The organism is Halobacillus sp. A1-3 (genome assembly GCF_050971765.1).
Classification (GTDB): Bacteria; Bacillota; Bacilli; order Bacillales; family Halobacillaceae; genus Halobacillus; species Halobacillus mangrovi_B.
In genome coordinates this window covers 80,716-93,704 of the sequence record NZ_JBPCEO010000008.1, presented here as the reverse complement: position 1 = coordinate 93,704, position 12,989 = coordinate 80,716, and the positions used below count along the sequence as shown (strand labels likewise).

The 12,989-nt window shown below is 42.4% G+C and carries 10 protein-coding genes, 1 pseudogene, 1 riboswitch and 1 other annotated feature; of the genes and pseudogenes, 8 read left to right on the top strand and 3 right to left on the bottom strand.

Annotated features, from left to right (window positions below):
- Nucleotides 1-188: 188 nt before the first annotated feature.
- Nucleotides 189-971 (bottom strand): SurA N-terminal domain-containing protein, encoded by a 783-nt coding sequence (locus tag ACRYKC_RS14705; RefSeq protein ID WP_433807961.1) that lies wholly within the window; start codon nt 969-971, stop codon nt 189-191.
- 194 nt (nt 972-1,165) lie between these two features.
- The gene (locus tag ACRYKC_RS14700) at nt 1,166-2,128 is read right to left on the bottom strand and encodes a helix-turn-helix transcriptional regulator (RefSeq protein ID WP_433807634.1); all 963 of its coding nucleotides are present in this window, start codon (nt 2,126-2,128) and stop codon (nt 1,166-1,168) included.
- Nucleotides 2,129-2,215: 87 nt separating this feature from the next.
- Here ACRYKC_RS14700 and ACRYKC_RS14695 point away from each other — a divergent pair.
- Nucleotides 2,216-3,101: pseudogene (locus tag ACRYKC_RS14695) on the top strand (SDR family oxidoreductase).
- Nucleotides 3,102-3,236: 135 nt separating this feature from the next.
- Here ACRYKC_RS14695 and ileS read toward each other — a convergent pair.
- On the bottom strand, nt 3,237-6,326 hold the full coding sequence (ileS, locus tag ACRYKC_RS14690) for an isoleucine--tRNA ligase (RefSeq protein ID WP_433807632.1): 3,090 nt from the start codon (nt 6,324-6,326) through the stop codon (nt 3,237-3,239).
- Between the two features lie 127 nt (nt 6,327-6,453).
- Nucleotides 6,454-6,680, bottom strand: a binding site (T-box leader).
- A gap of 201 nt (nt 6,681-6,881) precedes the next feature.
- Here ileS and ACRYKC_RS14685 point away from each other — a divergent pair.
- From ACRYKC_RS14685 to ACRYKC_RS14655, 7 genes are all read left to right on the top strand, one after another.
- A complete protein-coding gene (locus tag ACRYKC_RS14685) occupies nt 6,882-7,655 on the top strand; it encodes a class I SAM-dependent methyltransferase (RefSeq protein ID WP_433807630.1) in 774 nt (257 codons plus the stop codon).
- A gap of 73 nt (nt 7,656-7,728) precedes the next feature.
- Nucleotides 7,729-9,060 carry a cytochrome ubiquinol oxidase subunit I gene (locus ACRYKC_RS14680; RefSeq protein WP_433807628.1) on the top strand — a complete coding sequence of 444 codons (1,332 nt, stop codon included), beginning with the start codon at nt 7,729-7,731 and terminating at the stop codon, nt 9,058-9,060.
- A gap of 15 nt (nt 9,061-9,075) precedes the next feature.
- Nucleotides 9,076-10,101: a cytochrome d ubiquinol oxidase subunit II gene (locus ACRYKC_RS14675; protein WP_433807626.1), complete on the top strand. Its 1,026-nt coding sequence runs from the start codon at nt 9,076-9,078 to the stop codon at nt 10,099-10,101.
- Between the two features lie 145 nt (nt 10,102-10,246).
- Nucleotides 10,247-11,185 (top strand): glutaminase A, encoded by a 939-nt coding sequence (gene glsA, locus ACRYKC_RS14670; RefSeq protein WP_433807624.1) that lies wholly within the window; start codon nt 10,247-10,249, stop codon nt 11,183-11,185.
- Between the two features lie 19 nt (nt 11,186-11,204).
- Nucleotides 11,205-11,651 (top strand): DUF4385 domain-containing protein, encoded by a 447-nt coding sequence (locus ACRYKC_RS14665; protein WP_433807622.1) that lies wholly within the window; start codon nt 11,205-11,207, stop codon nt 11,649-11,651.
- A gap of 83 nt (nt 11,652-11,734) precedes the next feature.
- Complete coding sequence (locus tag ACRYKC_RS14660; RefSeq protein WP_433807620.1) at nt 11,735-12,067, top strand: hypothetical protein; 333 nt, start codon at nt 11,735-11,737, stop codon at nt 12,065-12,067.
- Nucleotides 12,068-12,181: 114 nt separating this feature from the next.
- Nucleotides 12,182-12,589 carry a hypothetical protein gene (locus tag ACRYKC_RS14655; RefSeq protein WP_433807618.1) on the top strand — a complete coding sequence of 136 codons (408 nt, stop codon included), beginning with the start codon at nt 12,182-12,184 and terminating at the stop codon, nt 12,587-12,589.
- Nucleotides 12,590-12,813: 224 nt separating this feature from the next.
- Nucleotides 12,814-12,925: riboswitch (SAM riboswitch) on the top strand.
- Nucleotides 12,926-12,989 lie beyond the last annotated feature (64 nt).

Sequence of the window (12,989 nt, the reverse complement as noted above, 5' to 3'; positions counted from 1 at the left end):
CTAACATAAAAATGCATAGTTGTGTTTAATTATTTAGTGATTTGTATATTTATTAATATAATCAGGTTCTCGTTCGGCTTGTGCTGGTACCTGACACCGAATGTAGAAAAGTAACATGAATCTTCCATATCGTCCCCCACACAAAAAAAAGACCAGCCCTTCAAAAGGACTGGTCTTTAGCATCTTTATTATACGTTTACTTTTACATCTGCATCTTTTTTAAGATCTTCTACAAGTTTTTGATATGCTTGCGCTTCTTTTTGACCGGATAATTGTTGTTTAATCATCGGTTTCGCTTCTTCATAAGAAGGAACTTTGCTTTTACTTTCTCCACCTGCTTTTTCTTGCTGTTTCTTCATCTGTTCGTAAGCTTCTTTCATTTCTTTCTCCGTCGGCTCCAGGTCTCCAGCTTCTTCTGCAAGAAGTTTCTCAAGCTTCATTTGTTTTTCAACCTGAGACATGACTTCTTCTTCTTTCATCCCTTGTTCTTCCAATTTAGACAAGAACTTTTCTTTAGACTCAAGCTTTTGCTGTTTTGCGATTTCTTCTAACTTTTTGTTCTTCTCTTCTTCAGATATTGTGAAATCACGATTGTTCGCTTCCTGAATTAGAAGTGTTTGACCGACTAAGCTTTCAGCCACTTGTTTTTTCAATTTGTCTTGATCCACTTTTTTACCAGTCATTTGCGATTGCATCGCCATTTGCTGGAATTGAGACTTGTACGTTTCTGTGAATTCTTTTTTCTTGATCTCTTCATCGTTTACTTTTGCAACAACTTCAGGTACACCTTCTAAGTCAGGCTCTGGCATTTTTGCTTTTTCTCCACTTTCCTTTTCACCGCTTGCTTCTTCTTGTTTTGCTTTCTCTTCTTTATTTTTATCTTCAGCGGTTGCGCCGTCATCACCACACGCAGCTAATAGAGCGATTAGGGCAGCCAACATGAAACTCAGTAATTTTTTATTCAATGTCATGTCTCCTTTTTGATTCATGATGGTTGCCATTGTAACATGTACAAAAGCGCTGTAAACATCCTTAATTCGTCTCTGAACGAATATTACAATTATATGATAGGAATCGTGCCCGTCCTCATAGTTTTTCTGCTCTCTTATTACGATTAAATACAAAAATACGGAAAAAGTGTGTAAAAAACTCAGAGGGCTTAACCCTACTCTTCGTAGAGGCTCAGCACTTCTTTAGCTCTCTTTGTAACCTTAGAGATTAAACTTTCTGGTGAAACCACTAGGATCTGATCACCAAAACCAATGATGAAATTCACAGCTTCTTCTTCTGTTTGAAAAGTTAATTCCACATACGCCCAGCCATCTTCTGTCACTTTTTCTGACACCTTAGTTACGAACCTGCCCGTAAACATCATTCTTTTACAAGCGGAGGAAGACACTTTTACTTCCACTGAAAACTTCGGAAGATTCTCAGTAAAAGATTTTTTTGAGTTCTTCCAGTAAGAAGCTAAATCAAAATCAGCTGGTCTCTCAAAATAGTCGTCCATTATAGAGATTTGACTTATCCTCACAACTTTATAGCTGCGATAATCCCCGTTTTCATTTATCGCAACGACATACCATGTGCTTGCTTTTGCCACCAGACCAAGAGGTTGAATCATGGATTCTTTCTCAACCCCGTTCGCCTTCTTATAAAAAATTTTAGCTTTTTGTTCATTCATCACAGCGTCGTGGAGTGTATCCATAGCTGCTGTTATATCAGTTTGTGTATTTTTCCATGTGCCCATATCCACATAAACACGCTCCCATAGACTTTTAGCCTGTTGTCTTGAAGGTTCGGGCAGGGATAGAAGCAGTTTATTTTTTACTTCCTTGGAGGAAATGTCTATGTCTAAATCAGTGAGAATTTTGTCCGCAGGGGGCAGAAACAAGAGTTGCAATTCTTTCTCTTTCAACCAACTGAGCTTTTGCTTCCAATCATCAATCAGTCTCCATCCCCCTGCTTTTCCTCTTTGGGAATAAACGGGAATGCCTGCTCTACTCAGAGCTTCCATATCACGATGGATCGTTCGTTCGGAAACTTCAAGCTCTTTGGCTAGTTCAGGGGTCGATACAGTCTCGCCATACTGCAAAAGGATCAGGATTTTAATCATTCTCTCTGCTTTCATAAAAAATGAACTCCTTTTTTAATCATGACATGATATGACATGTATTCACTTTATACTATAGACACAATAGATGAAAGGACTGATAACATGAATCTAGTTAATAAAGTAGCGATTGTAGCCGGCGCTACAAGGGGAGCAGGGCGCGCCATGGCTGTAAAATTAGGCGAAGCTGGAGCGACCGTTTATGTAACTGGAAGAACCACAAGAACTGAACCCTCTCCGATGGATAGAAGAGAAACGATTGAAGAGACCGCTGAATTAGTGAATGAAGCGGGGGGGGCATGGAATCCCTGTCCAAGTGGACCATACGGACAAGGAACAAGTGAAGGCATTTATAGAGCGAGTCCAGTCTGAACAAAATGGACAGCTTGACATACTAGTCAATGATATTTGGGGAGGAGATCCTCTTACTGAATGGGGAAAAGATGTCGGAGATCATAGTTTAACAAAAGGGCTGCAAATGCAAAAACAGGCTGTAGAAGCTCATATCATTACCTCTCACTACGCAGTTCCCTTAATGAAAAAGAACAGAAGCGGATTGATCGTAGAAATTACAGATGGGACCACAGACGAATATAGAGGCAACTTTTATTATAGTTTAGCGAAAATATCCAACATTCATATAGCTAAAGCGATGGCAGAAGATTTGAAAGACTATAAGATTACATCGATTGCGTTGACCCCGGGTTTCCTCCGCTCAGAAGCAATGCTTGATCTATTTGGTGTAACAGAAGAAAATTGGCAAGAGGGCACTAAAGTTGAAAAGCACTTTATTGCATCAGAAACACCCTATTATTTAGGGGAAGCACTTAAGCATTTGGCTACGGACCCCGATGTTCATCGATTTAATGGACAGACGTTAAGCACATGGGGTTTATCAGAAGTCTATGGATTTAAAGATAGTGATGGATCTCAGCCTCACTGGGGAAATTATTATGATCAATATGTAAAAGGGACAAAAGAAGAGCGGTGATTTTTCACCGTTCTTTTATGCTTGCAGAAAGTTTCGCTTCTCACACGTAAGAAGCGAAAGAAAGGATGGAGTATAAGATAAGTTCCATAAAAAAAGACCTGAGCATCCCGCTCAGGTCTTTCTAGAGTATCCATCTTATTTTTGTAATGCTACCTTCACTTGGTTGTCACCAACAGTGAATTCTTTCATATTGTCCGCATCTCCTACAGTCAGGTTGTTCACCAGAACATTTTCACGGATCAACTGTTCATTTTGCTGGATCGCTTTCTTCACGTCATCATCGCCGTTAAGCGCGATATCAACGCGAAGGTCGATTGGAAGATCCTGTTTTTTACGGTCGTCCTGGATAACGCGGATCACTTCACGAGCAAGGCCCTCAAGGCGAAGTTCTTCAGTGATTGTTGTATCAAGAATGACGTGGAAATCCTGGTTGGACCCCATGGAAAGTCCGGAATCAGCAACACGCTCCACGTTCAACAGATCCATTGGAACTTCAACTTCTCCGTCTCCTGTTGGTACAACAACTTTTTCATCTTGAACGACTTGGGCGGCTCCTGCATCAGAAAGCTTCTCAAGATATCCTTTGACAACGCCGACGTTTTTACCTAGAACAGGGCCAGCTGCACGGAAGTTCAGTTTGACTTCGTACCGGACAAGATCGTCAGAAGACTGTTTGACAACTACTTCTTTTACGTTGATTTCATCACGGATGATGTTGCTGTACTTCTCAAGCGCTTTTCCTTGTTCAGGATTCACCGGAATTACGGTAAGCTCAGATAATGGTTGCTTCGTCTTGATTGCTTCTGTGTTTCGCACACCACGCGCAAGCTCGACAACTTGCAGAACAGCGTCCATATCCTGTTCCAGCTGCTTATCGACGACTTGGTCGTTTACTTTCGGGAAGTACGCGAGGTGCACGCTCTCGCCGGTCAGGTTTTGATAAATATCTTCAGACAAGAACGGAGTGAACGGTGCCATCAGCTGGCTCAATCCAGACAGAACTTCGTGAAGCGTGTGGTACGCTGCTTTCTTGGATTCTGTCATCCCTTCTTCCCAGAAGCGATCACGAGAACGACGGATATACCAGTTACTCACTTCATCCACATATTTTTCAAGAGCTTTGGCAGCTTTAGTGAAGTCATAGTCATCTAAAGCTTCGCCTACAACGCCTGTGACACTGTTCAGACGGGAAAGTACCCAACGGTCAAGAAGCGTCTTTTCGCCTGTTTCATTTTGATCAAATTCGTAGCCGTCGATGTTTGCATATAGCGTATAGAACCCGTGGGTGTTCACAAGGGTATCAATAACCTTCGATTTCGCTTCAACTACGACACGCTCAGAGAAACGTTTATTGTTCCATGGTGCACTGTCAGCAAGAAGAGCCCAACGGAAAGCATCGGCACCGAACTTCGTAACTAAATCTGTAGGGTTCAATGCATTCCCTTTACTCTTGGACATCTTACGTCCTTCTCCATCAAGAATGTGGCCTGTGGAAAGCACCCGTTTGTATGGAGCTTTTCCTGTAAACAGCGTAGATACGGCAAGCAGACTGTAGAACCATCCACGTGTCTGGTCGATTCCTTCACAGATGACGTCAGCAGGGAATTGCTTTTCAAACTGCTCTTTATTTTCAAACGGATAGTGCTGCTGAGCAAAAGGCATAGATCCGCTGTCGAACCATACATCGATGACCTCAGGAACACGGTCCATCGTACCTTCACACTTCTCACACTTCAGCTGTACACGGTCAACGTAAGGCTTATGAAGCTCTACATCACCGATGTCACCGATCGCTTTTTCTTGAAGATCGGCCTGACTGTGTGGCGCGTATTGGTGATCACAAGAATCACAGATCCAGATTGGAAGCGGTGTTCCCCAGAAACGGTTCCGACCGATGTTCCAGTCGACCATGTTTTCAAGGAAGTTTCCGAAACGGCCGTGCTTGATGTGATCTGGATGCCACGTTACTTCTTCATTATTTTTAAGAAATTGGTCTTTCAATTGTGTTGTTTTGATAAACCAGCTCTCGATTGCGTAGTAAAGCAATGGAGAGTCACATCGCCAGCAGTGCGGGTAACTGTGCTCATATTTTTCTTTATGGAAAAGGAGTCCTTCATTGGCCAAATACTTCACAATATCAACGTCACAGTCTTTAACGAAGCGGCCTTGGAATGGAGGAATATCCTCTGTATAACGTCCTTGCCCATCTACAACGTTGAAGAAGGAAAGGTTATATTCATTTACTAACTTGTAGTCATCTTCACCGTAAGCTGGCGCGATGTGCACGACACCTGTACCGCTCTCAGCATTTACGAAGTCTGCTTCGACAACAAAGTGACCGCGCTCAGGTTTCACAAACGGGAACGGAGCAACATATTCCACATCTTTGAACTCGCTTCCTTTATGTTTGGAAACGACTTCGTACTCTTCACCCAGGTTTTTCTCAGCAAGAGCTTCTGCCACAATGTACACTTCACCGTCTTTCTTAGCCTTGATGTAATCAAGATCAGAGTGAACAGCTAATGTTACGTTTGCCGGAAGCGTCCATGGAGTTGTCGTCCAACCTAGGAAAAATTCATTGTCAGAGCCTTTCACTTTGAATTTCGCTGTTGCGGAAAGGTCTTTGACGTCTTCATAGCCTTGAGCCACTTCGTGAGAGCTCAATGTGGTTTGACAGCTCGGGCAGTAAGGCGTAACGCGGTGACCTTTGGATAGTAAATCACGTTTGTGCAGGTCACTCAGGATGTACCAGACACTTTCAATGTAGCGATTTTCTAACGTGACATACGGATCATCCATGTCCAGCCAATAACCGATAGACTCTGTAAATTCACGCCATTCTCTTTCATAATTGAAAACACTCTTCTTACATTCTTCGATGAACTTCTCGACACCGTATTTCTCAATCTCTTGTTTTCCAGAGATCCCTAGTTGCTTCTCAACTTCAAGCTCAACCGGAAGACCGTGGGTATCCCAGCCACCTTTACGAAGAACCTGATAGCCTTGCATCGTTTTGTAACGTCCAACAAAGTCTTTGATCACACGGCCAAGAACGTGACCAGCGTGAGGAAGACCGTTCGCTGTCGGCGGTCCTTCATAAAATACAAATGTTTCTGCGCCTTCGCGCTCATCCATAGAGCGTCTAAAGACGTTTTCAGCGTTCCAATAATCTTTGACGCGATTTTCGCGGTCTAAAGCTGCTTCTTTCGTGTTTACACTGCGCATTTCTTCCACCTCTTATCCTTTTATTTTTTATATAAATGAACGAACTATTTGTGCTGCAGGTGCGGATGTACATGGGTAGTCGCCTGCAAACGAAAATAAAAAATCCGCCCCTGCTTTTTTAATTAAAAACAGGGACGGATTGGATCCGCGGTACCACCCATATTCCGTACAATGATGCACGGCACTTGGTTCACATAACGGATAACGGCCGCCCACCGGTCCTCCCTACTCTTCAACATTTCAGCAGAACTTCTCGGAGATGATCTTCAGCTCTAAACTGTCATCGCTTTTCACCAGCCAGCGACTCTCTACAGACTCTAGGATAAAGCCTACTCTTCTCGTCAACGAAAAATATACGTAGTTTCTTCATATCATATTACGAAATGGTTCGGATGTCAAAATTTCTTTTGCCTCCATCTTTTCCTTTTTTTGAAAAATATATACGTAGCATTTACGTTCGCATCAATTTGTTTTTTTGATCAACTTTGATTTGAAACTCGTATTATCACTTATCACATTTTCGCACTACAATAGTAATTAAAGGAGGCGGAAACCATGTCAGATGAAGTGAAACGCCAAGTACAAGCGAATTTTTCAAAGAATAAAGAAGCTTATGTAACGAGCTCCACTCATAAAAATCAGGGGGATTTAGATTTAATAAACGAATGGCTCCAACCGGATCAGAGCTGGACTGTTTTAGATATCGCTACAGGAGGCGGCCATGTCGCCAAAGCACTTAGCCCGTTCGTAGGAAGTGTTTTTGCTACGGACTTAACAAAAGACATGCTTCAAAATACAGCCACCCACCTACGTACGCTTCCGAACATTCACTTTGTTGTCGCTGATGCCGAAGCCCTGCCATTCATTGATGAAAGCTTTGATGTGGTCACGTGCCGGATCGCCCCTCACCACTTCCCTTCACCAGAGACCTTCATTACTGAAGTGGAACGTGTTTTAAAGCCTGGTGGAATCTTTTTGATGGTTGATAATGTTGCCCCTGAAGATGAGGATCTAGACAATTTTTACAACACGTTCGAAAAGATGCGCGATAGAAGCCACGTCCGTGCGTTAAAAGTATCTGAATGGAAGCACCTTTTATGTAGTGCCAGTCTTTCTATAGAACAAGAACTTACAAGAAAGAAGACACTTCCTTTTCCCGATTGGGTTAAAAGGACTTTAGATAACGATCAAGAACGCTTGAATGTCGAATGCTTTTTTCAGGATGCTGACGAAAAATCTTTCTCTTATTTTTCTATTCAAAAGGAAAATGACCACATCCAATCGTTCTCTATTGATGAGTGGATGGTTAAATGTATAAAAGAATCGTAATAAGAGTATAAAAAAAGCCTCGCATTGGAAAAATAAGTTAGGTATAGATGAATTTAATGCGAGGTGTACATATATGGATGTTGTTGTCATGGCCAGGGCTTTGTTCGGTACGTCCTTAGGATTTCATATTATATACGCTACTTTAGGCGTCGGACTACCCGTTATGATCATTATTGCTGAGGTTCTTTACTTGATAAAAAAAGATTCCGACTATGCTTTGATGGCAAGACGATGGACGAAAGGGTTTGCGATCCTACTTGCTGTCTCGATTGCCTCAGGAACGATTGTAGGTGTGCTCATATCACTTCTGTTTCCAAACTTCATGGAGATAGTTGGACAAGTCATCGCTCTTCCTTTCCAAATGGAGATATTCGCTTTCTTAATTGAAGCGGTTTTCATGTCGATTTATTTATATGCGGCTGATCGTCTTCCTCCTACACTAAGGATCGTCAGCATCATTTCTGTGGCAATTGGGGCAACGGCTTCAGCGATATTAATTACGGATGTACACGCCTGGATGAACACGCCAGCTGGATTCAATATTACGCCAAACGGAGACATTACGGATATCGATGTTTGGGCAGCATTTTTCAATCCAAGCTTCGGCGTAACGGCAATCCATGTAACCTTGTCGGCCTATATGACTGTTGCTTTTCTGATTGCCTCCATCGCTGCTTTACGGTTGATGAAAAAGAAGCTTTCAACTGCTGAACGTAACTATCATAAAAAAGCATTGATGATCGCCCTTTACTTTGGGGCGCTTACGTCACTTGCGACAGCCATTAACGGTCATGAAACAGCACAGATGCTTTATGAATATAACCCTCGAAAACTAGCAGCCGCAGAAGGACTTTTTGAAACGACGAGGTACGCACCTCTGTCTGTAGGGGGTTACACGTCACTAGAAGATCAGCGCGTAAAATACGCGATTGAAATTCCGAATGGACTTAGCTTTCTTGCTGGAGATCGATTTGATACCGAGGTTCTTGGGTTAAACGAATGGCCGCAAGAGCTTTGGCCGCCTCTCTATGTCCATGTCCTCTTCAACGTGATGGTGGGGATTGGTACTGTATTGATCCTGATCGCTTTTCTCGCTCTGTTCTGGAAGCATGTCTTGAAAAAAGAGTTCCCAGGCTGGATACTCGCTGTCCTTGTCGTCAGTGGGCCATTAGCTTTAATTGCTATTGAAGCCGGCTGGTGCTTCAGCTGTATCGGAAGACAGCCATGGACAATCACTGATGTTCTGAGAACAGGGGAAGCGGCGACAAAATCAAACAGTGTGAACATACTGTTTTACTTATTCTTAATCCTGTACGTCACGCTGCTTTTTGTAACAGGTTTTATTATGAGACATTATTTTAAACGGAACCCTGTGAGCAATGATTTAGCTAAAGTGTCTTCATAGAAAGGAGATGAGTATATGGAAGCTGCTGCACTAGCGATTACTATATTATGGAGCTTGCTTTTCGTTTACGCCATCCTGGGATCGCTCGACTTTGGAGCAGGATTCTGGGGAATGATTTACGGAAAAAACAATCAGACAAGCGCTTCACAGATTGCCAACCGTTTCTTGTCTCCGACCTGGGAAATTACGAACGTGTTTTTAGTTATTTTCGTTGTATCTGTCGTATCTTTTTTCCCATTTGCCACAACACTATTGAGCAGCATTTTACTCGTGCCTGTAGCTCTTGGGCTTTTGTTATTAACGATTCGTACGACGTTCATGGTTTTCGAACACCACGCTCAAAGGTTTCGTGAACTCTTACGTGTCACATCAGGGTTCACAGGCCTTTTGATTCCTGCCTTGTTAGTTAGTATTCTGCCGATTACCTTAGGGGGATTCGTGGAGTTTGAAAATGAATATCCTCGTCTTCATTATGGCGAGCTTCTAACACACCCGACTCTTTACATGCATATTGCGTTTGGTTTAACTACGGAGTTATTCATCTCAGCTGTATTTCTGATGGATTACGCCAAAGAAGCAGATGACCGAAGCGCCTATCATACATTTCGGAAGCATGCGATTTGGCTCGGACCTGTCTCAATTGCTGTTGCTGTTCTCACGATCGGTACCTTTCCAACAGAGGCAGCTTGGATAGTTGAAAACATTGAAGCGAATTGGCTGTGGTTCGGTCTTTCCATTGTGTTCTTTCTGATCGGTTATGGATTTCTCTTTGTGAAAAGAGCAGACGGTACCCACGGATGGGCACGTCTAGCTGTCATATCGATCATTCTGCAATATGGAATAGCGATCTATGCTTATGGGTCCGCTCACTTACCTTACCTTGTCTATCCAGTCTTGACTGTAGAAGACGGATTCGCAGACCCATCGATGTTCTACAATATGCTCATCATTTACAGCATTGGGTTTGGCATCCTAATCCCAGCTTTCATCCTATTCTGGCGCCTCTTCCTAAAAGACCGCCGCTACTTAAAACAAGAATAATTGTTAAAAACTGTAAGACCTGAGGATCCATGATTTGGATCCTCAGGTCTTACAGTTTTTAACATAACAACCTACCCAATGTTGTTTATTTCAGTTCAGTAACCGGGTACATGGTAGTATCTGAAAGGATTGAAGGAGTGAGAAGATGCAGGAACTTACCACCCAATACTTAGAAGAGGCCATAGAAGACAGTAAACCATATGCTTCCTCAGGTAATGTAAATATGAACATTCCAGACTTTGACGAAACTATGAAAGACAAGCTTGGGGTATCCATCATTACAACAGATCAAGATTGTTATACAGCAGGAGAATATAATCAATACGTACCGATGCAAAGCACATCAAAAATCATCGGACTTATGCTCGCTCTTCAAGACTTCGGCAAAGACCGAGTTTTTCAAACGGTAGGAATGGAGCCAATGGGCGACTTTTTTAACTCCATCAGCCAGCTTGAATCCTATGATACGAGCAAACCATTCAATCCAATGATTAACGCAGGAGCTATTGCCACTGCTGCTTTGATTAAAGGGCAAAGCGTGGAAAATCGCTTTGACCGCTATATGAATTTCCTGAAAGAAATAACAGAGCATGAAGATCTCCAAATGAGCGAGGACATTTATGAAGCAGAAAAAGCAAACGGTGCAAGAAACCGTTCTTTAGCCTATTTTATGCAAAGTACAGGCACACTTGTAACGGATGTCGAGGAAGCCCTAGATCTATACTTCCGTATGAATTCAGTCATGATGTGTTGCGGAGACTTCGCCCGAATCGGCCTGTTCTTAGCACGCGGAGGACGATCGCCAAATAGCGAGGAAAAGCTTATCCCTTCCCACCACCTTCGCACCGTTAAAGCGATTATGATGACCTCAGGAATGTACAATTCTTCAGGACATTACGCAGTAGAAGCCGGGATACCCTGTAAAAGCGGCGTATCTGGAAGCATCATCGGTTCCATCCCTGGACGCATGGGAATTGGGGTTATCGGTCCTGCTATTGATGAGAAAGGAAACTCGACCGCTGGTGGCGCTTTAATCAAGAAACTTTCACAAGATTTGAATTTAAACATGTTCGGGATTGACTAACACTAAAAGGAGCTTGGATATGGCATTTGATTACTCCACCGACTTTAAGAATACAGACTTCCGGAAGAACCCTGAAAAATATCGAGTGGGACGCGGCGAGCAGGGCGTGTTATTAGTAGAACCGTACAAGAGCGAGATTCTAGAACACTGGCGTTTCAAAACACCAGAGATTGCTAAAGAATCCTCTGAAAAAATTTATCAGATGTTCCTCGACTATAAAGAAAAAGATGACTTTGTCGGCATGGATATGGCGAGGAAATTCCTGCAAATGGGATATACACGCTCCCGTCGCTATACCAATTACAAAGGCGGGAAAAAGTATGATGAAGAGGGCAATATAAAGGAACGGGAGATTGATGAGGAAAAGGCCGAGTCAGCAGAAATATTTGAAGAGAAGTGGATTAAAGCAAGAGAAGACGAAGAATACTTATCTAAGAAAAAAGCTCACCAAAAAGAATACGGTTGATATTGACAAATCAGTCCTTCAAACGTAAGCTACTATTAATCCGATAAACTAAATCGGATTTAACGCGATAAGGAGCGAATTTCTTGAAAATCCCTTTCCTCGTCTTAAGCTTAGGACTGATGCTCACCTCATGGGGTCTCGGAATCTACTTTATTTCTATCCTCTATACACCTGCTCTCATCATCCCTCTCTTTGATCAATTTTTGTGGATGAGTGAAGCGAAGGGCTTGTTAGGTCTAACCATGTTATTCACAGTCATTACGTTACCGTTCCTCGGATTTTTATTCAAAACGAGAACACATGTATCTAACAAGAAAAGTCGATATATCTTGCTTATCAGTAATTACGCCATCTGGCTCACCATCGTCGCATCCCAGTTAAAAATTACCGCTTATAACTTAGGAATCTGTCACTGAAGAGCGAGTGCGGTATTCCCTTTTACAACCACCCTGCCTACCTTCATGACAATGGATTTTAAAAAAGGAAATTCCATCCTTTTATCGAACTTCCCTAGTTGGAGGTGGTAAGGAATGGAATTTCACTCTTACTATGGAACATTTAAAGAACGCGCCCGTAAACAGGACTTAGATTTTCTAAAAGAGACAATATCTGATCAATTAGTGGTAAGAGAAATTCGTCAGGACGAAGTGATCGACTACTCTTATGAGGACTCGATTGAAGGTTGGAAGCAAGCTTTTGGTCACTTTCAGGATAAGGATATGACGTGGATTTATACCGACCATTGTCTGACTGAATTAAAAGAGAATGAATGGCTCGCTTCCTTCTGGGTATCGATTGAACTGGAAGGAGAACTTCTGGGTTCGTCCAACCTCTTTTTTAATACATATAAAAAAGAGAAGGACACATGGCAACTTGTACGCACGTACATTGAAGCTGGCGTTGAGACACCTGAGAGTGCAAAAGTAAATATACGATAATTCACGAACCGCTCATTTTGGGATGAGCGGTTTTTTAGGTTTCATTGGTCTTCCATCCAACGTCCCCGTTTCCCAGCTGCTCACCTTTTGAGTAGCCCTTCATAAATTAACCCCATCCCTAAAGACGGATTTTTCTAAAAATTCTTGCTGTTCTATTGTCAAATGGAAGTGAGTAGTGTACATTAGGGAGAAAGAATTTCCCAAATGAATAGTGATGAATCCATTTCTTATCAAGAGAGGCAGAGGGACTGGCCCTGTGAAGCCTCAGCAACCACTGGTATATATCCAGTAAGGTGCTACGTCCAGCAAGTTGTGACCCAACTTGGAAGATAAGAAGAAGATCCGAACGTTAAAGTCTTCTTCTTAAGAAGGCTTTTTTTATTTTTCAACTACATGTTTT